This window comes from Microbacterium sp. LMI12-1-1.1 (assembly GCF_040676455.1).
Taxonomy (GTDB): Bacteria; Actinomycetota; Actinomycetes; order Actinomycetales; family Microbacteriaceae; genus Microbacterium.
The window spans coordinates 434,598-458,743 of record NZ_JBEGIA010000016.1; the positions used below are offsets into that span (position 1 = coordinate 434,598).

The 24,146-nt window shown below is 69.9% G+C and carries 22 protein-coding genes; 10 read left to right on the forward strand and 12 right to left on the reverse strand.

Annotated features, from left to right (window positions below; all coding sequences use genetic code 11):
- The first annotated feature begins 55 nt into the window (after nt 1-55).
- From ribA to MRBLMI12_RS20040, 4 genes are all read left to right on the forward strand, one after another.
- Entirely contained in the window at nt 56-1,330 is a 1,275-nt protein-coding gene (gene ribA / locus MRBLMI12_RS20025; RefSeq protein ID WP_363357936.1) for a GTP cyclohydrolase II, read from the forward strand.
- Complete coding sequence (ribH, locus tag MRBLMI12_RS20030) at nt 1,327-1,803, forward strand: 6,7-dimethyl-8-ribityllumazine synthase (RefSeq protein WP_363357937.1); 477 nt, start codon at nt 1,327-1,329, stop codon at nt 1,801-1,803. The genes ribA and ribH overlap by 4 nt, the downstream gene beginning before the upstream one ends.
- Before the next feature lie 75 nt (nt 1,804-1,878).
- Complete coding sequence (locus tag MRBLMI12_RS20035; protein WP_363357938.1) at nt 1,879-2,232, forward strand: Fe-S protein; 354 nt, start codon at nt 1,879-1,881, stop codon at nt 2,230-2,232.
- 235 nt (nt 2,233-2,467) lie between these two features.
- Nucleotides 2,468-3,946 carry an MFS transporter gene (locus tag MRBLMI12_RS20040; RefSeq protein ID WP_363357939.1) on the forward strand — a complete coding sequence of 493 codons (1,479 nt, stop codon included), beginning with the start codon at nt 2,468-2,470 and terminating at the stop codon, nt 3,944-3,946.
- Between the two features lie 71 nt (nt 3,947-4,017).
- Here the strand turns inward: MRBLMI12_RS20040 and MRBLMI12_RS20045 are convergent, their stop codons facing one another.
- The 3 genes from MRBLMI12_RS20045 to MRBLMI12_RS20055 are packed head-to-tail and all read right to left on the reverse strand — an operon-like array spanning nt 4,018 to nt 6,709.
- Nucleotides 4,018-4,845, reverse strand: a complete 828-nt coding sequence (locus tag MRBLMI12_RS20045; protein ID WP_363357940.1) for an ABC transporter permease — start codon at nt 4,843-4,845, stop codon at nt 4,018-4,020.
- Complete coding sequence (locus MRBLMI12_RS20050; protein ID WP_363358240.1) at nt 4,842-5,717, reverse strand: ABC transporter permease; 876 nt, start codon at nt 5,715-5,717, stop codon at nt 4,842-4,844. Before MRBLMI12_RS20050 ends, MRBLMI12_RS20045 begins: the two co-directional genes overlap by 4 nt.
- Before the next feature lie 50 nt (nt 5,718-5,767).
- Nucleotides 5,768-6,709: an ABC transporter ATP-binding protein gene (locus MRBLMI12_RS20055; protein ID WP_363357941.1), complete on the reverse strand. Its 942-nt coding sequence runs from the start codon at nt 6,707-6,709 to the stop codon at nt 5,768-5,770.
- Between the two features lie 279 nt (nt 6,710-6,988).
- On the opposite strand from MRBLMI12_RS20055, the gene MRBLMI12_RS20060 reads away from it, so the two are divergent.
- Complete coding sequence (locus tag MRBLMI12_RS20060) at nt 6,989-7,204, forward strand: AsnC family protein (RefSeq protein ID WP_331911830.1); 216 nt, start codon at nt 6,989-6,991, stop codon at nt 7,202-7,204.
- 26 nt (nt 7,205-7,230) lie between these two features.
- The gene (locus MRBLMI12_RS20065; protein ID WP_363357942.1) at nt 7,231-9,234 is read left to right on the forward strand and encodes an ABC transporter ATP-binding protein; all 2,004 of its coding nucleotides are present in this window, start codon (nt 7,231-7,233) and stop codon (nt 9,232-9,234) included.
- Between the two features lie 3 nt (nt 9,235-9,237).
- On the opposite strand, the gene MRBLMI12_RS20070 is transcribed toward MRBLMI12_RS20065, so the two are convergent.
- The gene (locus MRBLMI12_RS20070; protein ID WP_363357943.1) at nt 9,238-9,534 is read right to left on the reverse strand and encodes a hypothetical protein; all 297 of its coding nucleotides are present in this window, start codon (nt 9,532-9,534) and stop codon (nt 9,238-9,240) included.
- 242 nt (nt 9,535-9,776) lie between these two features.
- A complete protein-coding gene (locus tag MRBLMI12_RS20075; RefSeq protein ID WP_363357944.1) occupies nt 9,777-11,675 on the reverse strand; it encodes a phosphoenolpyruvate carboxykinase (GTP) in 1,899 nt (632 codons plus the stop codon).
- A gap of 141 nt (nt 11,676-11,816) precedes the next feature.
- Between MRBLMI12_RS20075 and MRBLMI12_RS20080 the strand changes: the two genes are divergently transcribed.
- Nucleotides 11,817-13,253 carry a helix-turn-helix domain-containing protein gene (locus MRBLMI12_RS20080; protein ID WP_363357945.1) on the forward strand — a complete coding sequence of 479 codons (1,437 nt, stop codon included), beginning with the start codon at nt 11,817-11,819 and terminating at the stop codon, nt 13,251-13,253.
- A 33-nt stretch (nt 13,254-13,286) separates the two neighbouring features.
- Here the strand turns inward: MRBLMI12_RS20080 and MRBLMI12_RS20085 are convergent, their stop codons facing one another.
- Both MRBLMI12_RS20085 and MRBLMI12_RS20090 read right to left on the reverse strand, forming a co-directional pair.
- Entirely contained in the window at nt 13,287-14,369 is a 1,083-nt protein-coding gene (locus tag MRBLMI12_RS20085; protein WP_363357946.1) for a winged helix DNA-binding domain-containing protein, read from the reverse strand.
- A gap of 50 nt (nt 14,370-14,419) precedes the next feature.
- Nucleotides 14,420-14,851 (reverse strand): winged helix-turn-helix transcriptional regulator, encoded by a 432-nt coding sequence (locus MRBLMI12_RS20090; RefSeq protein WP_363357947.1) that lies wholly within the window; start codon nt 14,849-14,851, stop codon nt 14,420-14,422.
- A gap of 111 nt (nt 14,852-14,962) precedes the next feature.
- On the opposite strand from MRBLMI12_RS20090, the gene MRBLMI12_RS20095 reads away from it, so the two are divergent.
- A complete protein-coding gene (locus tag MRBLMI12_RS20095) occupies nt 14,963-15,328 on the forward strand; it encodes a DoxX family protein (RefSeq protein ID WP_363357948.1) in 366 nt (121 codons plus the stop codon).
- A 74-nt stretch (nt 15,329-15,402) separates the two neighbouring features.
- Here the strand turns inward: MRBLMI12_RS20095 and MRBLMI12_RS20100 are convergent, their stop codons facing one another.
- From MRBLMI12_RS20100 to MRBLMI12_RS20115, 4 genes are all read right to left on the reverse strand, one after another.
- A complete protein-coding gene (locus tag MRBLMI12_RS20100; protein WP_363357949.1) occupies nt 15,403-16,353 on the reverse strand; it encodes a manganese catalase family protein in 951 nt (316 codons plus the stop codon).
- A 223-nt stretch (nt 16,354-16,576) separates the two neighbouring features.
- Nucleotides 16,577-17,248, reverse strand: a complete 672-nt coding sequence (locus MRBLMI12_RS20105) for a VOC family protein (RefSeq protein ID WP_363357950.1) — start codon at nt 17,246-17,248, stop codon at nt 16,577-16,579.
- A 163-nt stretch (nt 17,249-17,411) separates the two neighbouring features.
- Nucleotides 17,412-18,881 carry an NAD-dependent succinate-semialdehyde dehydrogenase gene (locus MRBLMI12_RS20110; RefSeq protein WP_363358241.1) on the reverse strand — a complete coding sequence of 490 codons (1,470 nt, stop codon included), beginning with the start codon at nt 18,879-18,881 and terminating at the stop codon, nt 17,412-17,414.
- Between the two features lie 158 nt (nt 18,882-19,039).
- The gene (locus MRBLMI12_RS20115) at nt 19,040-20,968 is read right to left on the reverse strand and encodes an FAD-dependent monooxygenase (RefSeq protein ID WP_363357951.1); all 1,929 of its coding nucleotides are present in this window, start codon (nt 20,966-20,968) and stop codon (nt 19,040-19,042) included.
- 161 nt (nt 20,969-21,129) lie between these two features.
- Between MRBLMI12_RS20115 and MRBLMI12_RS20120 the strand changes: the two genes are divergently transcribed.
- The gene (locus tag MRBLMI12_RS20120; protein ID WP_363357952.1) at nt 21,130-21,840 is read left to right on the forward strand and encodes an IclR family transcriptional regulator; all 711 of its coding nucleotides are present in this window, start codon (nt 21,130-21,132) and stop codon (nt 21,838-21,840) included.
- 172 nt (nt 21,841-22,012) lie between these two features.
- Here MRBLMI12_RS20120 and MRBLMI12_RS20125 read toward each other — a convergent pair whose 3' ends face one another.
- Nucleotides 22,013-22,321 (reverse strand): hypothetical protein, encoded by a 309-nt coding sequence (locus MRBLMI12_RS20125; RefSeq protein WP_363357953.1) that lies wholly within the window; start codon nt 22,319-22,321, stop codon nt 22,013-22,015.
- Between the two features lie 158 nt (nt 22,322-22,479).
- Here MRBLMI12_RS20125 and MRBLMI12_RS20130 point away from each other — a divergent pair, with 158 nt between their 5' ends.
- On the forward strand, nt 22,480-24,132 hold the full coding sequence (locus MRBLMI12_RS20130) for a thiamine pyrophosphate-binding protein (RefSeq protein ID WP_363358242.1): 1,653 nt from the start codon (nt 22,480-22,482) through the stop codon (nt 24,130-24,132).
- Nucleotides 24,133-24,146 lie beyond the last annotated feature (14 nt).

A 24,146-nucleotide genomic window follows, 5' to 3' on the forward strand; every position in this document is an offset into this window, starting at 1 on the left:
ACGCCGCACCCGAACTCCCCGCGGACGCGTCCGCACCGACGGAAGGAGGCTCGAAATGAGCCTTTCCACGATCCCCGAGGCCCTCGAGGCGCTGCGCGCCGGGCGGCCGGTCATCGTCGCCGACGATGAGAATCGCGAGAACGAGGGCGACGTCATCCTGTCGGCCCAGCTCGCCACTCCCGAGTGGGTCGCCTGGACGGTCCGCTGGACGAGCGGATTCCTGTGCGCCCCGATGCCCTCGGACTGGGCCGACCGACTCGATCTGCCGCCGATGGTGGAGAACAACCAGGACGCGCGCGGCACCGCCTACACGGTGAGCGTCGACGCCGCCGACCGCATCTCGACCGGCATCAGCGCCGTCGACCGCGCCCACACGCTCAACGTGCTCGCCGACCCCGAGTCGACGCCGACGAGCGTCATCCGGCCTGGCCACATCCTGCCGCTGCGCGCCGTCGACGGCGGCGTGCGCGAGCGCGCCGGTCACACCGAGGCCGCGGTCGAGCTCATGAAGCTCGCAGAGCTCGCACCGGTGGGCGTCATCGGCGAGGTCGTCGCCGACGACGGCAGCATGATGCGGCTGCCGGGGCTCCAGGAGCTGGGCGCCGAGTACGACATCCCGGTCATCACGATCGAGCTCCTCATCGCCTACCTCGACGAGAACGCCCCCTGCGACCCCGCGATCCGGGGCGCCCACAAGCGCCGCGTGAGCCTGCGCGCCGAGGCGAACGTGCCCACCTCGCACGGCGCGTTCCGGTTCCTGGCGTACAAGGACCGCGTCACCGGCACCGACCACATCGCCGTCGTCTCAGGCGAGCTCGGCGACGCGCCGCTCGTGCGCGTGCACTCCGAGTGCCTGACCGGCGAGGCCTTCGGGTCGCTCAAGTGCGAGTGCGGCCCGCAGCTCGAGGCCGCCCTCGACGCCATCGAGCAGGACGGCGGCGTCGTGATCTACATGCGCGGTCACGAGGGCCGCGGCATCGGACTCATCAACAAGCTCCGCGCCTACTCGCTGCAGGAGCGCGGCCTCGACACGGTCGACGCCAACCTGGCGCTCGGCCTCCCGGCCGACGCGCGGGACTACGCGGCCGCCGCCGGCATCCTGTCGGATCTCGGCGTCGAGCGCGTGAGGCTGCTGACCAACAACTCCGACAAGGTGAACCAGCTGCGCGAACTGGGTCTCGACATCGTCGAGCAGGTGCCGCTGCTGGTCGGCGTCGGCCCGAACAACCACCAGTACCTGGCGACGAAGCGCGACCGCATGGGTCACCTCATCGCGGAGGCGGACCTCGCCGACGCACTCGCCCAGATGCACGAGGGAGCAGAACGATGAGCGGCAAGGGCGCGCCCCTGGTCACCGGAACGGTCGACGGCACGGGACTCGATGTCGTCGTCGTCGCGGGAACGTGGCACGAGACGATCACCGACGGCCTCATCGCCGGCGCCGAGCGCGCCGTGACGGCCGCCGGTGCCTCGCATCGCATCGTGCGGGTGCCCGGCTCGTTCGAGCTGCCCGTCGTCGCGAAGGCGGCACTGGATGCCGGCGCCGACGCGGTCGTTGCCCTCGGCGTCATCATCCGCGGCGGGACGCCTCACTTCGAGTTCGTCTCGAACGCGGCGACGGACGGGCTCACGCGCGTGGCGCTCGACACGGGCAAGCCGGTCGGGTTCGGCGTGCTGACGCTCGACGACGAGGCGCAGGGCATCGCCCGCGCCGGCCTCGAGGGCTCGGTGGAGGACAAGGGCTTCGAGGCGGCGGATGCGGCGATCCGCACCGCCCTCGTGCTGAGGGAACTTCGGGGCTGACGCAGGTCGGTCGTTGGGCGAGCGAAGCGAGACCAAACGCCTGGTGATCGGCTGACCTTCAGCTAGACTGATGGCATGGAGATCCTTCGCCACATCGTCGTGCTCATCCACCTCGTCGGCTTCGCCGTGCTGTTCGGCGCCTGGGTGGTCGAGGCGGTGAACGGCAAGCGGCGATTCACCCGGGTCATGGACTGGGGTCTCGCGATCGCCGCGGTGGCCGGACTCATCCTCGCCGCGCCGTGGGGCATCGAGTACGAGCTCAACTACGTCAAGCTCGGCGTCAAGCTCGTGATCCTGCTCGTGATCGGCGCCCTCCTCGGCATCGGCCGCGGCCGCCAGCGCAAGACCGGGTCGCTCCCACCGGCGATGTTCTGGGCTGTCGGCGTGCTGACGCTCACCAACGCCGCGATCGCCGTGATCTGGCGCTGACGCACGCCCTGAGAACGTCGATAGTGGATGCCGCGGCCCCGGCCGCGGCATCCGCTTTCCGTATCCGGGTCTCGGTGCGCCGCTGCGGGAGTAGGCTGGTTCTCCGTGCCGGGCGACACCGTCCGCGCTCACGGTGATCCAGTGCAGTGCCGCCTGACGCGTCACCCTGCGCCATGCGGACGCCCACCGCCGCATCCCACCAGGATGCCCCGCTCCGCGCATGCCCAGGTGAAAATTGACCTCCCCCACCACCACCGCGATCCCCGCGGCCCCCGCAAATCCCCGTTCCCGCGTCATCCTCGCCAGTCTCGTCGGCACGACGATCGAGTTCTACGACTTCTACGTCTACGCGACCGCCGCCGTCCTGGTCTTCCCCATCCTCTTCTTCCCCACCGGGAACGACACCACGTCGCTGCTGCTGTCGTTCAGCGTGTTCGGCGCCGCGATGGTGGCCCGCCCGCTCGGCGCGATCGTGTTCGGCCACTTCGGCGACCGCTTCGGCCGCAAGGCCACCCTCGTCGCGTCGCTGCTCACGATGGGCATCGCGACCTTCCTCATCGGGTGCCTGCCGACCTACAACGAGATCGGCGTGTGGGCGGCCGTGCTGCTGCTGGTGCTGCGCCTCGCGCAGGGCTTCGCGCTCGGCGGCGAATGGTCGGGCGCGGCGCTCGTCGCGACCGAGAACGCCCCGAAGGGCAAGCGCGCCTGGTACGGCACATTCCCGCAGCTGGGCGCGCCGCTCGGCTTCATCATCGCCAACTCGGTGTTCCTCGCGATCAACTACCTGCTCCCCCACCCCGACGGCGCCGGGCAGCGATCGGAGGAGTTCCTGGCGTGGGGCTGGCGCGTGCCGTTCCTGTTCTCGGCCGTCATGGTCATCATCGGCCTGTGGGTGCGACTGCGCCTCGTGGAGTCCGAGACCTTCGTCAAGGCGGAGGAGAAGGGCGCGATCCGCAAGTTCCCCCTCGCCACCGTCCTCCGCCATCACTGGTGGCACCTGATCCTCGGCACGTTCATCATGCTGGCGACCTACGTGCTCTTCTACCTGATGACGAACTTCACGCTCTCGTACGGCACGAAGGCTGCCGACCTCGAGACGGCGTCCGCCGCCGCGCAGGCCGCCGCCGAGGCCGCGGGCAACCCGTTCGACGCCACCGCCTTCGCCGCGCAGTTCTACCCGGGTCTGGGCTTCGGCTACACCGACTTCGTGGTGATGCAGATCATCGGCGTCGTGTTCTTCGGCATCTTCACGCTGCTGTCGGGCCCGATCGCCGACGCGATCGGGCGTCGACGGCTGCTGCTGTGGGTGACCGGCCTCATCATCGTGTTCGGTCTCACCTTCAACATCTTCCTGCTGCCGCAGGTCGACCCGAAGTTCACCGGCGCGCTGGTGCAGGCGTTCCTCGTGTTCGGCTTCATGCTGATGGGGTCGACCTTCGGACCCATGGGTGCGGTGCTCCCGGAGCTCTTCCCGACGAACGTGCGGTACTCGGGCTCGGCGATCTCGTACAACGTGTCGTCGATCCTCGGTGCCGCGCTCGCGCCGATCGTCGCGGTGTGGCTGTGGGCCTCCGCCGGCGGCAGCCCGGTGCTGGTCGGTCTCTACCTCTCGGCGATGAGTGTGCTGACCTTCATCGCGCTGATCCTGGCGCCCGAGACGAAGGACATCGACTACGACGCCGACCTCGGCGTCGGGGCGACCGGCTCGCTCTGACCTCGGTACCCAAGACGACGGATGCCGCAGCCCACGTGGGCTGCGGCATCCGTCGTTCGGGGCTGTGTACCTCAGTCGAGGAACAGGGCGCGCAGGCGCTTCGTCGTGAACACGAGGCCGATCGCGATCATGACGACGTAGTACAGCACGTGCCACCACATCTCGGGCGTGAGGATGCCGGTCGTCAGGCCGCGCACCAGCTCGACGCCGTGCCACAGCGGGAACGCCATGATGATGTGCTGCACCCACTCGGGATAGATGGTGATCGGGTACAGCGTCGCCGAGAAAAGGAACATCGGCAGCAGCACGAAGTTGATCCAGTCCATCTGCTGGAACGTCTTCATGTAGCTCGTGACCGCCATGCCCAGGCTCGCGAAACCGAAGGCGATGAGGAGCACGGCGGGCAGCGCGAGGATGGCGGTCCAGGCCAGGTTCAGCCCGAGGATCTGCATGATGATCATGAAGCCGGTCGCGTAGAGCAGACCGCGCAGCAGCGCGTAGAGGATCTCTCCCAGCGCGACGTCGAGCGGACCCAGCGAGGTCGCGAGCATGCCCTCGTAGAGCTTGCCGTAGTTGAGCTTGAAGAACACGTTCCACGTGGAGTCGTAGATCGCGCCGTTCATGGCCGAGACGGCGAGCAGAGCGGGTGCGATGAAGGCCGCGTACGGCACCTCGATGCCGCTGGAGGTCTGCACGTCGCCGATGAGGGCTCCGAGACCGATCCCCATCGAGGCGAGGTAGAACACCGGCTCGAAGAAGCCCGACAGCACGACCGCCCAGCTCGACGAGCGCGCGGCGATGAGACCGCGCTGCACGACGGACTGCGGGTTGCCCGCCCAGAGCGCCCGCACGCCGCCGGCACGGGTGACCGCGGTCTCGGTTCCGGTCGCGACGGTCATGCGCCGAGCCTCCTCTGGAAGATGCGGCGACCGATGACGTACCCGCCGATCGACAGCACCAGCAGATACCCGACGTGGATCACGATCGCGAACGGATCGACCGGCATGCCGTAGGTGGCGATGCGGCCGAGCTCGGTCGCGTGCCACAGCGGCGAGACCCAACCGATCCACTGCAGCCACAGCGGCAGGGTGGCCAGCGGGTAGAAGGTGCCCGAGAACAGGAACATGGGCATGAAGATGAAGCGCTGCACGAGCGCGACCTGGCCCTTGTCGTCGGTGATCGACGCGGCGTAGGCCATGTACGGGATGCCGAAGGCGAGGCCCGCGAGCAGTCCGATCGGTATCGTGAGCCAGCCGGTCGCCGGGTCCGGCACGGCCTGGAAGAGCCACAGGAACAGGTAGTAGGCGACCACGACGACGATGATGCGCGCGGACGCGCCGGCGACGACGCCGCCGGCGATCTGCCCCGGCGACAGCGCCGAGGCGCTGAAGCCGAAGAAGTAGCGACGCCACTTGAAACCGGCGATCACCGGGTACGAGAACTCCTCGGACGCCACCGAGATCGCCGCAGTCATCAGCAGCGCCGGCGCGACGAACACGAGGTACGACACCTCGACGCCGTTCTGCGAGATGGGCGCGTCGATGAGGGCGGCAAGTCCCACCGCGAGGCCCAGCAGGTACAGGATCGGCTGCCCGAGGGCGCCGACCACGATCGTCCAGCCGTATGCGCGCATCGCGCGCACCATGTGCTCGGTGACGTACCACGTGCCGAATGCGCGGGGCTTGCGTCCCCACTGCATCGCCTCGGCGCGCAGTTCGTCGAGCGAGAGCTGCGTGGACGTGGCGGCCGGCGCGCCGCCGGGCCGCGGCATCCGTGACTCGCCTGGCTCGCCGGCGGGCGGAGCGTCTTCGGGAACGGAGGTCATTCGATCAGCGACCTTCCGGTGAGGCGCAGGAACACGTCCTCGAGGCTGGAGCGCCGCACGAGCGACGTGATCGGCGTCAGCCCTCGCTGCGTCACCGTCTCGAGGGCCGCCTCACCGTCGTGGGCGTAGACCAGGATGCGGTCGGGCAGGACCTCGACGCGTTCGCCGATGCCCTCGAGCTGCGGTGCGACCTGCTCGTTGCGCTCCGAGCCGAAGCGCACCTCGAGCACCTCGCGGCTGGAGTGCTCGCGGATGAGCGAGGCGGGGGTGCCCTCGGCCATGATGCGGCCCTTGTCGACGACGATGAGCCGGTCGCAGAGCTGCTCGGCCTCGTCCATGTAGTGCGTCGTGAGCACCAGCGTCGTGCCGCGCTCCTTCAGCCGGAACAGGCGGTCCCACAGCACGTGGCGCGCCTGCGGGTCGAGGCCCGTCGTCGGCTCGTCGAGCAGGAGGATGCGCGGGTCGTTGATGAGGCCGCGCGCGATCGTGAGGCGGCGCTTCATGCCGCCGGAGAGCTGCTCGACCTTGCTCTTCGCCTTGTCTTCGAGCTGGGCGAACGCCAGCAGCTCGTCGGCCTTCTGGTGGCACACCTTGCCGGGCAGCCCGAAGTAGCGGCCGTAGATGTAGAGGTTCTCGCGCGCGTTGAGCTCACCGTCGAGGTTGTCCTGCTGCGGCACGACTCCCAGGCGCGAGCGGATCTCGGGTCCGTAGCGGTCGGGATCGAGCCCGAGGATCGACAGCGCGCCGCCCGTGCGGGTCGAGACAGCGCCGACCATCTTCATCGTCGTGGACTTGCCGGCGCCGTTGGGGCCGAGCAGGCCGAACGACTCTCCGGGCGCGACCTCGAACGACAGGCCGTCGACGGCGAGGAAGTCGGGCTTGCCTTTGACCTTGTAGGCCTTGACGAGGTTCTCAGCGGTGATCACGGGGGCAGGCACCGCACCACACTAACCCCCCGCTCCGACACCGCACAGCGCGCCGACTGCTCCCCTCACCGACCCGTTCACTTGCGCTATACGTACGCGACCCGCCGCGCGCGGCGTACGTCCAGCGCAAGTGAACCGGGATGGTGAGGCCGGGACGGACGGCGCAGGATGCGTCAACGTGAGTTGACGTCGCGAGACGTGTCAACTACGGTTGACGACGGATGCCGCACCCGCAGCGTCCGTGACCCGACAGCTCATCCTCCGATGGGCGGCCACCAGAGAGGCGATGCGATGAGCGGTGACGACCTGCGCACCCTGATCGGCGCATCGGACGCGCGCGAGCCGCTCGCCGAACTGCACCGTCTCGCCGAGGTCCGCCGCGAGCTCGCTCGCGCCGAAGAGGTGCAGGTGCGCAAGGCCCGCAACCTCGGCTTCTCGTGGCAGGCGATCGCGAGCGCCCTGGGCGTGAGCAGACAGGCCGTCCACAAGAAGTACGGTCGAAGGTAAGCCCCCTTCACGAACGAGGTACACCCATGCCCTCCGCCGAACTCGACGAAGCCCCCGCCGCCGCATCCCCCGCGGCGTCCTCGCCGCGCCCATCGCGCGGACGCGGGCGGCGCGGCAAGAACCAGGAAGGCCCGCGCGCGAGCTTCGCGCAGCTGCTGCCCTACCTCTTCGAGCACAAGCGCACTCTCGCTGTGGTGGTCGTGCTCAGCATCCTGAGCGCGGGCACGTCGCTGGTGCAGCCGCTGCTCGTGGGCGAGGTCATCACCCGGGTGCAGGACAATCTCGACCTCGGCGTTCTGATCTGGGCGCTCGTCGGGTTCGTGCTGCTCTCGTCGCTCATCTCGGGCTGGCAGCACTACCTGCTGCAGCGCACCGGCACTGCCGTCGTGTACTCCAGCCGACGCCGGCTCATCGCCCGCATCCTGCATCTGCCGATCAGCGAGTTCGACGCGCGTCGCACCGGCGACATCGTTTCGCGCGTCGGCAGCGACACGACCCTCCTCTACGCCGCGCTCACCCAGGGCCTCGCCGACTCCATCGGCAACGCACTGCTGTTCGCCGGCGCCCTGATCGCGATGGCGCTCATCGATCCGGTGCTGCTCGGGATCATCGTGCTCGTGATCGGCATCTCGGTGCTCGGAGTCGTGACTCTGAGCGGCCGCATCCGCACCGCGTCCACCGAGCAGCAGGAGAAGGTGGGCGCGCTCGCCTCGGGTGTCGAGCGCGCCGTCGGGTCGATCCGCACGGTGCGCGCGTCGGGTGCGACGGACCGCGAGGTCGAGTCGGTCACCGCGCAGGCGACGGATGCCTACACCGTCGGCGTCCGCATCGCCAAGGTGTCGGCGCTCGTCGTGCCGATCGCCGGCATCGCGCTGCAGGTCTCGCTGCTGGTCGTGATCGGTCTCGGCGGCTTCCGCGTCGCGACCGGTGCGCTGTCGATCGCCAGCCTCGTGACCTTCATCATGTTCCTGTTCATGCTGATCGCGCCTCTCGGCTCGTTCTTCGGCGCGATCACGTCGGTGAGCCAGGCGCTCGGCGCCTTGGGCCGTATCCAGGAGGTGCTGGACCTGCCGACCGAGTCGCAGAGCGACGCCGAGGTCGCTGCACGGGTGCGCGCGGCCGAGACGCCGTCTGGCTCGGATGCCGCCGCCGAGGCGGCGATCGAGTTCCGCGACGTACGGTTCCGCTACCCCGAGAACGTCGTCGAGGCGCGTCGCAAGGCGGAGTCCGAGGCGCGCGCGGTGCTCGAGAGCGCCCACGTCGACACGTCCACCATCGCGCTCGGCGACGAGTCTGCGGTGGCTCACGCGGAAGGACGGACGGATGCCGCGGCATCCGCCTCCGCCGATGCCGACGTGCTGCGGGGCGTGTCGTTCTCGGTGCCGCGGGGTGCGCGCGTCGCGCTCGTCGGCCCGTCGGGCGCCGGCAAGAGCACGACCCTCGCGCTCATCGAGCGCTTCTACGACCCGACGGACGGCGCCATCCTGCTGGACGGCACCGACGTGCGCGCTCTCGACCGCGACGCGCTGCGCGCACAGCTCGGCTACGTCGAGCAGGACGCCCCGACCCTCGCCGGGACGATCGGCGACAACCTGCGACTGGCGTCGCCCGAGGCGTCGGATGCCGAGTGCGAAGCGGTGCTGCGCGCCGTGAATCTCGGCGACGTGCTCGACCGCAACCCGCTCGGCGTCGACGCTCCGGTGGGCGAGTCGGGCGTCATGCTCTCGGGCGGCGAGCGCCAGCGTCTCGCGATCGCGCGGGCGCTGCTGGCCGCTCCCCCGATCCTGCTGCTGGACGAGTCGACCTCGTCGCTCGACGGGCTCAACGAGCAGCGGATGCGCGAGGCGATCGACGCGGTCGCCGCCGGCCGCACGCTCATCGTGATCGCCCATCGCCTCTCGACCGTCGTCGACAGCGACCACATCGTCGTCATGGACCACGGCCAGGTCGTCGGGCAGGGCACGCACTCCGAACTGGTGCGGACGACGCCGCTCTACCGCGACCTCGCGAAGCACCAGCTGCTGGTCTGAGCCTCAGCGCAGCGTCACGGGGAACAGCTCGGTCCGCGCGATGACGCGGTCGCGCTCGGCGGCGTTCGCGGTGCGGCGAGGATCGGCCAGGTAAGCGTCCAGCGCGGCCTGGTTCGGGATGCGGTAGACCTGGGTCTCGAGCGGGCGGCCCTGCATCCCGTCGCCGACGGCACGGACGTCGAGCACGATCCCGTGGTCGGGCAGCAGAGCGAGCACGCCGTCCTCGTAGGCGACGAGCGCGTCTTCAGCACCGGGGTGAGCCCAGAGCAGGCAGCACAGGATGATCTCGGAATCGGCCATGTGCGTCATCCTGCCACCACCGTCGCGGCCCGCTGCTCATCGCCGCCCCCCTCGGCGCCCACATGAACCGGTTCACTTGCGCTGAACGTACGCCCGGACCGCGTGTCGACGTACGTTCAGCGCAAGTGAACACGGACCGAGCGCGCGGGGAGCTCGGTAGAGGTGCACGACGAAGGATGCCCCGGCCACCGCACAGGTGAGGCCGGGGCATCCGCTCTTCGTGGAGCGGGAGTCCGCCGAGGTCAGGCGCGCTGCAGGCGGTACCGCAGGGCGGCGAGCTCGGCCCACAGTGGAGCGGGGACGCGTCCCTCGAAGGTGCGGTAGAACTCCTCGGTGAGGTCGGCCTCCTGCAACCACAGCTGCGGGTCGACGGCGAAGAGCTCGTCGAGATCGGCCTTCGACACGTCGGTGCCCTCGAGATCGAGGTCCTCGGCGCGCGGAAGGCGACCGATCGGACTCTCGACGGCGCCGACCTCACCCTCGATGCGACGGATGATCCAGTCGATCACGCGCGAGTTGTCGCCGAAGCCCGGCCACAGGAAGCGTCCGTCCGTGCCCTTGCGGAACCAGTTCACCTGGAACACGCGCGGCGCGCGGTCGAACCGCAGCTTCTGCCCGACCTTCAGCCAGTGCGCGAAGTAGTCGGCCATGTTGTAGCCGCAGAACGGCAGCATCGCGAACGGGTCGCGGCGCAGCTCGCCGACGGTGCCCTCGGCGGCCGCGGTGCGCTCGGACGAGACGTTCGAGCCCATGAAGACGCCGTGGGTCCAGTCGGTGGCCTCGACGACGAGCGGCACGTTGGTGGCGCGGCGCCCGCCGAAGAGGATAGCGTCGAGCGGCACGCCCTGCGGCGCGTCCCAGTCGTCGGCGATCTGCGGGCACTGCGCGGCGGCGACGGTGAAGCGCGAGTTCGGGTGGGCGGCGGGGCGACCGGATGCCGGTGTCCACGGGTTGCCCTCCCAGTCGGTGAGCTCTGCCGGCGGCTCGTCGGTCAGGCCCTCCCACCAGACGTCGCCGTCGGGACGCAGCGCGACGTTGGTGAAGATCGTGTTGCCCCAGAGCGTCTCGACCGCGGTCACGTTGGTCGAGGCGCCGGTACCCGGCGCGACGCCGAAGAAGCCCGCCTCGGGGTTGATCGCCCACAGGCGGCCGTCCTCACCCGGACGCAGCCACGCGATGTCGTCGCCGAGGGTCTCGACGCGCCAGCCGGGGATCGTCGGGCGGAGCATCGCGAGGTTCGTCTTGCCGCATGCCGACGGGAAGGCTGCGGCGAGATGGTAGGCGCGTCCTGCCGGGTCGATCACCCGGATGAGCAGCATGTGCTCGGCGAGCCAGCCCTCGTCGCGGCCGATGACCGAGGCGATGCGGAGGGCGAAGCACTTCTTTGCGAGGATCGCGTTGCCGCCGTAGCCCGACCCGTACGACCAGACCTCGAGGGTGTCGGGGAAGTGCACGATGTACTTCTCGTCGTTGCAGGGCCACGCGACGTCGGCCTGGCCGGGCTGCAGCGGCGCGCCCACCGAGTGCACCGTCTTGACCCAGGGGGCTCCGCCGGCGATCTCGCGCAGCACGTCGGTGCCCACGCGCGTCATGATGCCGATCGAGGTGACGGCGTAGGCGCTGTCGGTGACCTGCACGCCGATGTGCGAGAGCGGCCCGCCGACGGGGCCCATCGAGAACGGCACGACGTACATCGTGCGGCCGACCATCGAGCCCTCGAACAGCGGAGTGATGGTGGCGCGGATCTCGTCGGGCGCGGCCCAGTTGTTGGTCGGGCCGGCGTCCTCCTCGCGTTCGGAGGCGATGAAGGTGCGCCCCTCGGTGCGAGCGACGTCGCTGGGGTGCGACCGTGCGAGGTAGGAGCCCGGGCGCCACTCGGGGTTGAGCTTGATGAGCTTCCCCTCGTCGACCATCTCGCGCAGCAGCGCGTCGTTCTCGGCACGCGAACCGTCGACCCAGTGCACGCGGGCGGGCCGGGTGAGCGCGGCGATCTCGTCGACCCAGGCGCGCAGTGCGACCATGCCCTCGCCCTGAACGGTCGGCAGTTCGCCATACGTCCGCGTGGTGCCGTTCGATGTGGCAGTGGGATGCGCGGTGGAAGCGGAGCCTTCGGTCCGGGTGAAGATGTCGGCAAGGGCCATGGTGTCGCTCCTCGTTGATTCGACCGTCGGATGGTTTCGACGATGCAGATTCGTGCTCTTCCTCTACTTTCGACCCTGATGGATGCCTCTTCCCACGAAACCTCGCGTCAAGAGTCGCGATTCTTTCGCTACGATCAAGGAATGCCCCCCACCTCCCTGGAACTGTCGACCCTGGGCCACCGGATCCGCCATCAGCGTCTGGCCCACGGCTACACCCTGGATGAGCTCGGAGCCCTGGTCGGCGTCGCCGGAAGCCAGCTCAGCCTCATCGAGAACGGCAAGCGCGAGCCGAAGCTCTCGCTCCTCCAGGCGATCGCCACCGCCACCGGCGTCGATGTGGCCGAGCTCCTGTCGACCGAGCCGCCGAACCGGCGGGCGGCGCTCGAGATCGAGCTCGAGCGCGCGCAGACCAGCTCGGTCTTCCGCCAGCTGGGCGTGCCGCCGATCAAGGTGTCGAAGGGCATGAGCGACGACACGCTCGAGTCGGTCCTGGGCCTGCACCGCGAGCTGCAGCGCCGGGAGCGCGAGGCCATCGCCACCCCCGAAGAGGCGCGTCGCGCCAACACCGAGCTGCGTCTCATGATGCGCGCGCGCGACAACTACCTGCCCGAGATCGAGAAGCTCGCCGAGAAGCAGCTCAAGTCGGCCGGGCACGTCTCGGGTGCGCTCACCCACCGCACCGTCAGCATCATGGCCGAGAAGCTCGGCTTCGAGCTCATCTACGTCAACGACCTGCCGCACTCGACCCGCTCGGTGACGGACCTCGAGCACGGCCGCATCTACCTGCCCCCGGCATCCATCCCCGGCGGTCATGGCCTGCGATCGATGGCGCTTCAGGCGATGGCCCACCGCCTGCTCGGGCACAAGCGCCCGACCGACTACGCCGACTTCCTGCAGCAGCGGCTCGAGATCAACTACTACGCGGCGTGCTGCCTCATGCCCGAGACCGCGTCGGTCGCGTTCCTCCAGCAGGCCAAGAAGGACCGCAACCTCGCGGTCGAGGACTTCCGCGACGCGTTCGGTGTGACCCACGAGGCGGCGGGCATGCGCCTGACCAACCTCGCGACGCACCACCTGGGGATCAAGCTGCACTTCCTCCGCGTCGACGGTTCGGGAGCCATCTCGCGCGTCTACGAGAACGACGACCTGCCCCTGCCGATGGACGTCACCGGCGCCGTCGACGGGCAGATCGCCTGCCGCAGGTTCTCGGCGCGCGCCGCGTTCTCGGAGCAGAACCGCACGACCGAGCACTACCAGTACACCGACACCCCCGCGGGCACCTACTGGTGCTCGACGCAGACCGGCAGCACCTCGGCGGGCGAGTTCTCGATCACCGTCGGAGTGCCCTTCGACGACGCGCGGTGGTTCCGCGGACGCGAGACGCAGAAGCGCGCCACCTCCACCTGCCCCGACGAGTCGTGCTGTCGACGCGTCGCCTCGGACGTCTCGGAGCGCTGGTCGGGCAAGGCATGGCCGAGCGCGCGGGTGCACATGCAGATGTTCTCGCCGCTCCCCCGCGGGGCGTTCCCCGGCGTCGACGACAACGAGGTCTACGACTTCCTCGACCGCCACGCCTGACGGGAACCCGGTCCCTGAGCCTGTCGAAGGGCGCTAGGCGGTGATGAAGTCGCGGTAGCGGTCGAGCGCGGCCGCGACTTCCTCGTCGGTCGACAGCTCGGCGGTGAACAGCTCGGGGATCGGATCGTCGGCGTGGCGTCCGACGGCGACCGAGTGGGTCCAGACACCCACGATCTGGCCGCGGGCCACGATGATCGGCCGCACGATCCCGTTCATGCTCGGACCGATGGCGGTCAGGAACTCCGGCGCGCACGGGACCGTGCGATCGGCGTACGAGATGTAGTACTCCTCGAACGGCGGGAGCGCGACGACCTGGGGCGCGGTCGGCACGAGCCGGGGTCGCTTGCCCGCGATGATGTACTGCGGCTCGGGTTCGTCGCCCACGACGACCAGGCGATCGGATGCCGCCTCCGCCGCGCTGCGGGCGGTCCCGAGCGGCAGCGACGACCACCACGCGAAGTCCCGGGCGCCTGCCGGCCCGTGCGAGGCGATGAAGCGGAAGAAGTACTCTGCGAGCGGATCCGCCGGCGTCGCCGGCTCGCGCACCCACTCGTCGACGAGCACGAGGTACTGCTCGCGGGTCGGACCGCTCTCGCGTGGCACGACAGGTCCCTGGCACACCACTCCGCGCAGCGACAGCGCGACGAGCAGATGGTAGCCGCGCTGCTTGGCGGTCGTGACACCCGCGAGCTCGAGCACCTCGAAGAGCTCCTTGCGCGTCAGGCGGTTGCCGCCGCCGAGCGCGGCGCGCACCGACGCCTCGGCGCGGTCGAGCTCCGGCCCGTCGATGCTCTCGGCGCGGTGCACCGCCGCCGCCTGCCGACGCTGCCGCTCCGCCGTGATGGACAGCACCCACGCGAGGTCTTCGGCGGGGATGACGTGGATCGTCCCCCGCATGGTCCACGACCGCACGATCTCGCCGCGGTCGAACGCCGCGTCGACGTCGCGGATCGTGGTCCGGCCGCTCGTGCGGGCCGCCAGCGCCCAGCGCCCGCCCCAGAACTCCTGGCCCTGCGTCGCCAGCATGTGGCGCGCGGCGTCCGCGACGCTCCGCGCGGGAGCGCTCAGCCGATGGGACCGGAGCCGTTTGTCGCGCGTGGTCGAGGCTGCGTCCATCCGCCCATCATGGCGCAGGCCGCGGACGTGCGGTGTCCGCGATCGGGTGGTCAGCGCTGATGTGCGTCGTCGTAGGCCGCTCGGGATTCCTCGATGCTCGACTGGTTCTCGATCGCCCAGTCTGCGAGCGCCCTGGCGTGCTGGATGAGGGTGCCGCCGAGCTCGGTGAGCTCGTACTCGACGCGCGGCGGCACCTCGGCGTGGACGGTGCGGGTGATGAGCCCGTCCCGCTCGAGCTGGCGAAGCGTGAGCGTCAGCATGCGCTGCGAGATGCCCGGGATGTGGCGCTGGAGCTCGGTGAACCGCAGACGCTCGCCGCGCAGGGTGCCGATGACGAGCAGCGACCACTTGTCGCCGATGCGGTCGAGCACATCGCGGATCGCGCGCCCGTGATCCGTGCCGGACGGGTCACCCTCACACGAACGCTCGTACCCGGTGAGCGCGGGCGTACCCGCGACCTCGACGGTGAGTGCCTTCGCCATCCGATGTCACCTACTTACATCCGTGTGCCTTTTGTACGCGTCTTTCGAGTGACGCATCATGGGGTTGCTTACAAACAGTAACAGACCCCACGATCTCTCCCTGGAGCACCCATGACCATCGCCCTCTGGATCCTCAACGGCCTGCTCGCGCTCGCGTTCATCGCGGCCGGTTCGATGAAGATCGCCCGTCCGAAGCCCGCCCTGGTCGCGAGCGGCATGACCTGGGCCGACGACTTCGCCGACCCTACCGTCAAGCTCATCGGCGCCGCCGAACTCATCGGCGGCCTCGGCCTGATCCTCCCGCTGCTCACGGGCATCGCGCCGATCCTCACCCCGATCGCCGCCGCGGCGCTCACCATCGTCATGGTCGGCGCGATCGTCGTCCACGCCCGTCGCAAGGAGAACGCGACGCCGTCGATCGTCCTCGCCGTGCTCTCGGCAGCCAGTGCGGTGCTGGGCTTCCTCGTCGTGCTCTGATCCCCGATGACATGCGGGAGAGCGGATGCGCGGCTCGCGGCATCCGCTCTCCTCGCTCTGAATAAGCGCCCAGCTCAGCCGAGTCGGCCGAAGGTGGCATCGATGTCGGCCATCTCCATCGCCGCCGTCGCTTCGATGAGCGCGATGAGGTCCTGGTCGGCGCCGGGAGAGAACTCCTCGGGCCGCTCCGGCGCGATCTCGATGGGCACGCCCTCGGGCGCTTGCTCGCTGGCGTCGAGGTTCGTGCCGTCTCCGGACGGCGACATGCCTTGGAAGATCTTTCCGGCCTGCGACTGGTCCCCGAGGTCGAAGGAGAACTGCTTGCTCTGAAGGCCCAGGTCGAGGAGCCGCTTCACCTCGGGGAAGCGCTCGGCGTTGGTCTTGGGGATCGGAAGGGTGCTCCTCCAGTTGACGCCCAGCGTTTCGAGGGCCTTGGCGTAGGCGTTCTCGTGCGCCTGGTCCCGCACGATCAGGTACGAGATCGTGGATCGCGCGGTCTTGTTGTCAGTCATCTCGTACAGCCGGCATTTCTGCAGGCGACCGGTGGATTCGAGCATGAGGTTGTAGAGCAGATCAAGGACGAGGTTGCCCGAGTTGTAGACATAGCTGCCGCTCCACGGGTTTCCGACCGCGTCCACCGGCAGCGCGCCCTGAGCGCCGACCAGATAGTGGTGGATGTTGCCGTGGTCCAGCGCGATGCTCAGCGGGGTCGCGCCGCCCGCACCCGGTAGGTCGAGCGGGTCCCCCTTCTGACCCTGGTATGCAGGAGAGCCGTCGAGCAGCCGCGCGATCGTCGTGCCGATCAACTCGACGTGACTGATCTCCTCGGTGCCGATGCCCTGGATGAGGTCCTTGTAGGGCTTCGCGCTGGTGCCGCGAAAGTTGATGCTCTGGAACAGGTATTGCATCATCGTGCGCATCTCGCCGAACTGACCACCCAGACCCTCCTGCAGCGCGTTCGCCGCGGCGGGATCCGGCTCGTCCTGCTCGATGGGGTTGATCAGATTCTGGAGGTGGAAGTACATGAGGTTCCTTTCCGACGTGGACGTGGCCTCTACGTTGTGGTCCTGATCCGACGTCGGCACCGGGATGGACACGGCTGGCGACGGCGCGTACTATCGCGCGGCCTCCCTTCCGACCTTCGAGGAGCGCGTTAGCCAGGGCGCGCGGGAGCGCCGAGCCGGCGCGGTCGATCAGGCTCGGAACGGCATCGATGGCAGCCGTGGACTCCACGGCGACGGGTGCAGGTCAGTCGTGGGTGTCGGTCCAGGCCGCGATGTCGACGCCGTGGTTGTCGGGCGATGCGAGCGACCACCACGCGGGCGCGTGCGAGTCGTCGACCAGTCTGCCGCCGGCGGCGAGCGCGGCATCCACCCGCGCGCGGGCCTGGTCGGCCGGCACGAAGACGTCGAAGTGAGTCCGGCCCCTCGCCGGAGTGTCGCCGCTGATCGGGTTGAAGGCGAGCTGCGGCCCGCAGCGAAGCGGGTCGACTGCGTCCGTGTCTCCGAACGCCTCGTAGCCCAGCGCGGCGGTGAAGAACGGCCGCACATCGGCCTGGGAGTGCTGGGCGACGTAGATGCCGATCGACTGCACGAGCGAGGGATCGGGCGTCAGCTGCAGGTCGGCGGCGGCTCGGGAGACGGCAGCGGCGAACTCCACGGCGGTCGCGGGCATCCCCTCCGGGCCGCGGTGAGGAATGCGCACGACGACACCCTCGGGACGCACGTCGACGTCGGGCAGTACCCCGAATCGCTCGGCGGCGGTGATGACCGGGGCGAGGAGCCCTGCCGCGTGGGACAGCGATGTCGAGGTGAAGACGGCCTGGGGGCCTCTGCCTGTGACGCGCCAGTCCGAGACCCCCGGCGCTCGGTGGAACTCGGCCGGGGTGATCCAGCCCGATCCGCTCGTCGACTCGCCCATGGGAGCTCCTTCGCTTGTCTGCGCCCAGGGTAGTCGGAGGCCTGGACACGGGACGGCTCAGCGGCGTCCGATCTTCACGCCCCACGCGCCGAAGCGAACAGAGAGATGAGCGGATGCCCCTCCCCGGGCATCCGCTCATCTCGTGTCTTCGATTCAGGCGGGGTCAGAACGGGTTGGGTGTGAGGGTGTACTTCGTCTGCAGGTACTCGTGGATGCCCTCGGCGCCGCCCTCGCGGCCCAGGCCCGACATCTTCCAGCCGCCGAACGGCGCGGCGGCGTTGGAGACGACGCCCATGTTCAGGCCCATCATGCCGGTCTCGAGGCGCTCGATCATGCGCTGCCCGCGGGCGAGGCTCTCGGTGAAGACGTACGAGACGAGACCGTACTCGGTGTCGTTCGCGAGGCGCACGGCGTCGTCCTCGGTGTCGAACGGGATGATGGCGAGCACCGGTCCGAAGATCTCCTCGCGGAGGATGTCGGATCCCGGCTGCACGTCGGTGACGACGGTCGGCTCGTAGAACGTCCCCGGCCCGTCGATCTCATTGCCGCCGGTGGCGACCCTCGCACCGCGCGAGACGGCATCCTGCACCAGCTGCGACGCCTTGGCGACCGCACGGTCATCGATGAGCGGGCCGATGGTCACGCCCTCCTCAGTGCCGCGGCCGATCGTGAAGCCATTCACCCGCTCGGTCACGCGGCGCGCGAACTCGTCGGCGACCGAGCGGTGCACGATGAACCGGTTCGCGGCCGTGCAGGCCTGGCCGATGTTGCGGAACTTCGCAAGCATCGCGCCGTCCACCGCCTTGTCGAGATCGGCGTCGTCGAAAACCACGAACGGCGCGTTGCCGCCGAGCTCCATCGACGTGCGCAGCACGCCCTGGGCGGCCTGCTCGAGCAGCCGCTGACCGACCTGCGTCGACCCGGTGAACGAGAGCTTGCGCAGGCGCGGATCGCGGATGATCGGCTCCGACACGGCGCCCGAGGTCGACGTGGTGAACACGTTGACGACGCCCTTGGGCAGGCCCGCGTCCTCGAGCAGCTTCGCGAAGAACAGCGTGGTCAGCGGCGTGAGCTCGGCGGGCTTGATCACCACGGTGCAGCCGGCGGCCAGGGCCGGCGCGATCTTGCGGGTCGCCATCGCCAGCGGGAAGTTCCACGGCGTGATCAGGAAGCACGGACCCACCGGATGCTGCGACACGATCATGCGACCGGCGCCCTCGGGGTTCGCGCCGTAGCGGCCCTGCACCCGGGCCGTCTCCTCGCTGAACCAGCGCAGGAACTCACCGCCATACGCGACCTCGCCGCGCGCCTCCGCCAAAGGCTTGCCCATCTCGATCGTCATCAGCAGCGCGAAGTCCTCCTTGCGCTCCTGCAGCAGATCGAACGCGCGACGCAGGATCTCGGCACGCTCGCGCGCCGGCGTCGCCGCCCACCCGGGGAACGCCTCGACCGCCGCATCGAGCGCGGCCTTGCCGTCCTCGGGCGACGCGTTGGCGATCTCCTTCACGACCTCGCCGCTGGCGGGGTCGTAGACCTTCAGCGTCCTGTCGCCGGAGGCCGCGCGCCACTGCCCGCCGATGAACAGCCCGTCGGGCACGGACGCCAGCAGCTCGGACTCACGGGTTTCGGTGATCGTCGTGGTCACGGGGACTCCCTTGTCGTCTCACGGACGCCGCAGCTCACGGCATCCGTTCTGTCGATGTCTACCGGGCCAATTCTGCCCGCCGCCGCCGCAGCGGCCGATATACGCGATGTACAGCTCTGTGTGTTGTTTCGCCGCCGCGGACGCACTCAGCCGGCGACGGTCGCCGGCTCGTGCTGGGGCAGGAAGACCTGGGCGAAGAAGGCGGCGAGCTCGTCGGTCGCCTGGAGCGGGAGCACGGCGGCGACGTACTGGTCGGGGCGGACCACGATGACGACGCCGTCGCGCGAGAGCCCGCGCTCCTCGAAGATGTCGTCGGTGGTCCAGGCGCTGGGCGCCGCCGCGTAGACCTTCTCCCAGTCGATGAGTCCGAGCGGTCCCGTCCGCGGCAGGAACAGCTCGGGTACCCGTGAGATGTCGACGTCGTCGAAGCGCTGCTGGTAGACGACCTTCACGTCGAAGACGGCGTCGATGTCGGCGCCCTCCGGCGTGAAGCGGTGCACGGGCGACTGCGGCGACGCCATGAACTCCGCCCAGTCCGAGAGAACGGATGCCTCCCCCGCCGCCCGGGCGTCGGCGAAGGCATACACGCGCCAGCGGCCGTCGGCTCTGGCGTGATGACCGAGGTGCATGGCGTTGCCGTCGCACACCCGGACGACCTCGACGGACTTGAAGCGCTTGCCCAGCGGGAAGCCCTCGGCGAGCTGCTGGTGCGCGGCATCCGTCACGACCATCGACGGGCCGTACTGCGTCATGAACCCGGAGGGGAACTCGGCGGTGCCGAGGTAGAACGTGGCGAGTTCCTGCGGGTCGGAGATCTCCTCGGGCTTGCGCGCCATGAGCGCCGACCACTCGCGGTCGAAATCGATGAGCTGCTGCGCGACGGGCTGACGCTCGGCCGAGTACGTCGAGAGCAGGGAGGCAGGACTGAGGCCGGTGAGGACGTGCCCGAGCTTCCAGCCGAGGTTGAAGCCGTCCTGCATCGAGACGTTCATGCCCTGTCCAGCCTTGGCGCTGTGCGTGTGGCAGGCGTCGCCGGTGAGGAACACGCGCGGGTCGTGGCCCTGGTCGACGTCGACGTCGTCGAACTTGTCGGTGACGCGATGGCCCACTTCGTACACGCTGTGCCACGCGACCTGCTTCACGTCGATCGTGTACGGATGGAGGATCTCGTTGGCGCGGCGGATGATCTCCTCGATCGGCGTCTGACGCACGCGGTGGTCGTCGTCGCTGGCCACCTCGCCCAGATCGATGTACATGCGGCTGAGGTAGCCGCCTTCGCGCGGGATGTGGAGGATGTTGCCGGCCTCGGAGTTGATCGCGCACTTGGTGCGCCAGTCCGGGAAGTCCGTGTTGACGAGGACGTCCATGACACCCCACGCGTGTGCCGCGAACGCTCCGACGTGCGAGCGGCCGATCGCCTCGCGCACCCCGCTGCGCGCGCCGTCGGAGCCGACGACGTACTTGGCGCGCACGGTGCGCTCCTCGCCGGCGCGCTCACCCGCGGCGTACTTCACGCGCACCTCGACCGGGTGCGCGTCGGCGCCCTCGCCTGCGTTGTCGTGCACGGTGAGGCCGACGAACTCGATGCCGTAGTCGGGGACGATGCGGCCGGGGCCGAGGGCTGCGGCCTCGGCGAAGTAGTCGAGCACGCGCGCCTGGTTCACGATGAGATGCGGGAACTCGCTGATCTTGAAGGCGTAGTCCTCGGTGCGCGCGGTGCGGATGATGTTGCGCGGGTTCTCGGGGTCGGGGCCCCAGAAGTTCATGTAGGCGATGTTGTACGCCTCGGCGACGATGCGCTCGGCGAATCCGAACGCCTGGAACGTCTCGACGCTGCGCGGCTGGATGCCGTCGGCCTGGCCGAGCACCAGGCGTCCCTCGCGGCGCTCGATGATGCGGGTCGTGACGCCGGGGAACTGCGACATCTGGGCGGCGAGCAGCATGCCGGCGGGGCCGGATCCGACGATCAGCACGTCCACCTCGTCAGGCAGTGCGGCGGGGCGATCGACGCCGGTGCCGGCGGCATCCTGCACCCGCGGGTCGGCCGAGACGTAGCCGTGGTGGTGGAACTGCATCGGTGTCCTCCTCGGACGACGGTGTCGAGGGCTTGTGGCCTGGGAGCTTGTATTGAGGATCGCCGTGTTCTATATTCGAACACGCCGTTCTACTATTGAACAGATCGTATACGACCCGCGTCGACGCGGCAAGACTGCCGTGCGACGAGACAGCGAGCCCCGTGTCCCCTGCCACCTCCACCGCTCCCGCCTCGCAGACCCTGAGCCGCGGCATCCGGATCCTCGAAGTGCTCGCCGAGGCGCGCGGGCCGCTGTCGATCGACGAGATCGCCCAGCGGCTCGACGTGCACCGCTCGGTCGCCTACCGGCTGCTGCGCACGCTCGAGGATCACGGGCTGGTCGAGCGGGATCCCGCCGGCCGCGTCGAGCTCGGTGCGCGGATGGCCGCCCTCGCCGCGGGCGTGGCGCACGATCTGCAGGCAGAGGCCCTCCCCGAGCTCACCGCGGTCGCGGGCGACCTGGGCGTGACCTGCTTCCTCGCCGTGCTCGACCACGACGAGTGCGTGACGCTCTCGAGCGTCGAGCCGCGGCACGCCGTGAACCCCGTCGCGCAGCGGCCGGGCACACGGCATCCGATCACGCGCGGCGCGCCGGGCAAGGCGATCCTGTCGCTGCTGCCCGAGCCGTCGTGGCCGGGCGATGTGTCGGCCGCGCTGGCGGCGGAGGTGCGGGATGCCGCCGCCCGCGGCTTCGCGACCAGCCACGACGAGGTCATCCCGAGCCTGCGCGCCGTCGCGGTGCCGCTCGCCGTGCGCGGACGCGGACCGGCGGCGGTCGCCGTCGTGTTCGTGGCCAGCGCGCACAGCGACGACGAGATCGCGGCCCGGCTGACGGAGTCGGCGACCGCGATCCGCGACGCGCTCGGCGGCTGATCCCGGGGATGCGGTCCAGGTTTCGCAGGTTCGGGATGCCCGGCACCTGCGTTTCCTGGACGGCAGGGCTCACGAGGCCGCGACACCCCGAATGCGGTCCAGGTTTCGCAGGTTCGGGATGCCCGGAACCTGCGTTTCCTGGACGGCAGGGCTCACGAGGCCGCGGATTCGGCTACGCCGTCGTGGGGTACTCGGTGACCAGGCGGATGTTGTGCTCGGCGACACGCTGCGGCACACCCGCGAAGGCTTCCGCGCGCGCCTCGGACGCGAGGTACTCCGTCTCGAGGGCGAGGAATGCCTCCGCGTCGCCGGGGGCGCTGACCGCCCACACGAACTCGTTCGTCTCGGGCAGGCCGTAGGCGAACTCGATGGCGAAACCGGCGGCGGGCCGCACCTTCGGCATCCACTCGTTCCACCAGGCGACGAAGGCGTCGTACTCCCCGTCGACGAGCGTGTACCGGCGCAGCTGGATCGTCTTCATGACTCCCATCTTGGCGGAAGACCTATACTCGACACGTCCGGCGGCATCGACGCCCGCCGGTGCTCGAAAAATGGGCACGCAGCGCGCACGCGCGAGACACATACGGCCTCATCATCCGTTCCGTCTCGAAAGGCATCGCCGTGCCCGCCACCCCCGCCATGAGCACCGTCTCGGCCCACGTCGCCCTCACCCTAGCGCGTCACATCGACCACGTCTTCGGCGTCATGGGCAATGGCAACGCCTACTTCCTCGACGCGCTCGAGCGCTCCACCGAGGTGCACTTCACCGCCGTGCGCCACGAGGCCGGCGGCGTCGTGGCCGCCGACGCCTACCACCGCGCCTCGGGCCGGCTCGCGGCGGCGACCGCGACGTACGGCGCCGGCTTCACGAACACGCTCACCGCCCTCGCCGAGGCGGTGCAGGCGCATGTTCCGCTCGTGCTCGTCGTCGGCGACGAGCCGACATCGGGTCCGCGCCCGTGGGACGTCGACCAGATCGCCCTCGCGTCGGCCGTCGGCGCGCGGACGTACACCGTCGGGCGAGCGGATGCCGCAGCCACGACGGTCATCGCGATCGAGCACGCGCTCACCTACCGTGTGCCGACGGTGCTCGCGATCCCGTACGACGTGGCGGCGCGCGACGCGGGCCCGGTGCCCGAGGCTCCCGAGCCCCGCCTGCCCGGGCCGCTGGTGCCGGCCGGACCGTTCGCAGAGAGCGCCGTCGAGCGGATCGTCGAGGCACTGGCGTCGGCCGAGCGCCCGTTCCTGCTCGCCGGTCACGGCGCCTGGATATCGGGCGCGGGTGAGGCGCTGGGTGAGGTCGCCGATGCCGTCGGCGCCATCACCGCCTCGACCGCGCTCGGCCGGGGCATCTTCCCCCGCGGCGAGTTCGACCTCGGCGTGACGGGAGGCTTCGGCGCCGAAGGTGCCATGGAGCTGGTGCGCGAGGCCGACGTGGCGGTCGTGTTCGGGGCGTCCCTCAACCAGTTCACGATGCGGTTCGGCGACCTCTTCGCGCCCGGCACGCGCGTGTTCCAGGTGGATGTGGCGCCGGCGGCGACCCACCCGCACGTAGGCGGATATGTGCGCGGGGATGCCGCGACGGTCGCGCGCGCGGTCGCGCAAGGGCTGCAGGGGCGGAGCGCCGGGCCGAGCGGCTGGCGCGAGGCCGTGGACATCATGCCGCTTCGCGCATACGACCCCGGCGTGGGCGTGGCACCCGACGGTCGGCTCGACCCCCGATCGGTCGCGACCCGGATCGGCGAGCTGCTGCCCGAGGACCGCGTGGTCGTGTCGGACGGCGGGCACTTCATCGGCTGGGCGAACATGTACTGGCCGGTTGCCTCCCCCGATCGGATGATTATGGTCGGGACGGCGTTCCAGTCGATCGGGCTGGGCTGGCCGTCAGTCCCCGGCGCGGCACTCGCGAAGCCGTCGGCCACCGTTGTGCTCACGACCGGAGACGGCGGTGGGCTCATGGCCCTCGCCGACCTCGAGTCCGCGGTGCGGGTCGCGGGCGGGCGTGGACTCGCGGTCGTCTGGAACGATGCCGCGTACGGCGCCGAAGTGAACCTCTACGGGCTCAAGGGCCTCGCGCAGGAGCCCATGCTCATCCCCGAGGTGGACTTCGCGGCCCTCGCAGCGGGCGTCGGCGCCGAGGGCGTGGTCGTGCGCGGCCTCGACGATCTGGAGCGCCTGGCGACGTGGGTCACCGAGCCCGCGGCATCCCGCCCGTTCCTGGTGCTGGACTGCCGCATCTCGGGCACGGTCGTGGCGCCGTACCAGCGCGAGATCATCCGCGTGAACTCCTGAGCGCTGCTCCCGCG

Bases quoted from the DNA above. Each gene is read 5' to 3' on its own strand.
- MRBLMI12_RS20070 (WP_363357943.1), bottom strand. From the start codon at position 9,534: ATGGCCGATTCCGAGATCATCCTGTGCTGCCTGCTCTGGGCTCACCCC.
- MRBLMI12_RS20125 (WP_363357953.1), bottom strand. From the start codon at position 22,321: ATGAAGACGATCCAGCTGCGCCGGTACACGCTCGTCGACGGGGAGTAC.
- MRBLMI12_RS20105 (WP_363357950.1), bottom strand. From the start codon at position 17,248: ATGGGCGAGTCGACGAGCGGATCGGGCTGGATCACCCCGGCCGAGTTC.
- MRBLMI12_RS20100 (WP_363357949.1), bottom strand. From the start codon at position 16,353: ATGTACTTCCACCTCCAGAATCTGATCAACCCCATCGAGCAGGACGAG.
- ribH (WP_363357937.1), top strand. From the start codon at position 1,327: ATGAGCGGCAAGGGCGCGCCCCTGGTCACCGGAACGGTCGACGGCACG.
- MRBLMI12_RS20035 (WP_363357938.1), top strand. From the start codon at position 1,879: ATGGAGATCCTTCGCCACATCGTCGTGCTCATCCACCTCGTCGGCTTC.
- MRBLMI12_RS20095 (WP_363357948.1), top strand. From the start codon at position 14,963: ATGACCATCGCCCTCTGGATCCTCAACGGCCTGCTCGCGCTCGCGTTC.
- MRBLMI12_RS20075 (WP_363357944.1), bottom strand. From the start codon at position 11,675: ATGGCCCTTGCCGACATCTTCACCCGGACCGAAGGCTCCGCTTCCACC.
- MRBLMI12_RS20080 (WP_363357945.1), top strand. From the start codon at position 11,817: ATGCCCCCCACCTCCCTGGAACTGTCGACCCTGGGCCACCGGATCCGC.
- MRBLMI12_RS20115 (WP_363357951.1), bottom strand. From the start codon at position 20,968: ATGCAGTTCCACCACCACGGCTACGTCTCGGCCGACCCGCGGGTGCAG.
- MRBLMI12_RS20050 (WP_363358240.1), bottom strand. From the start codon at position 5,717: ATGCCGCGGCCCGGCGGCGCGCCGGCCGCCACGTCCACGCAGCTCTCG.
- MRBLMI12_RS20090 (WP_363357947.1), bottom strand. From the start codon at position 14,851: ATGGCGAAGGCACTCACCGTCGAGGTCGCGGGTACGCCCGCGCTCACC.
- MRBLMI12_RS20045 (WP_363357940.1), bottom strand. From the start codon at position 4,845: ATGACCGTCGCGACCGGAACCGAGACCGCGGTCACCCGTGCCGGCGGC.
- MRBLMI12_RS20060 (WP_331911830.1), top strand. From the start codon at position 6,989: ATGAGCGGTGACGACCTGCGCACCCTGATCGGCGCATCGGACGCGCGC.
- MRBLMI12_RS20085 (WP_363357946.1), bottom strand. From the start codon at position 14,369: ATGGACGCAGCCTCGACCACGCGCGACAAACGGCTCCGGTCCCATCGG.
- MRBLMI12_RS20130 (WP_363358242.1), top strand. From the start codon at position 22,480: ATGAGCACCGTCTCGGCCCACGTCGCCCTCACCCTAGCGCGTCACATC.
- MRBLMI12_RS20065 (WP_363357942.1), top strand. From the start codon at position 7,231: ATGCCCTCCGCCGAACTCGACGAAGCCCCCGCCGCCGCATCCCCCGCG.
- ribA (WP_363357936.1), top strand. From the start codon at position 56: ATGAGCCTTTCCACGATCCCCGAGGCCCTCGAGGCGCTGCGCGCCGGG.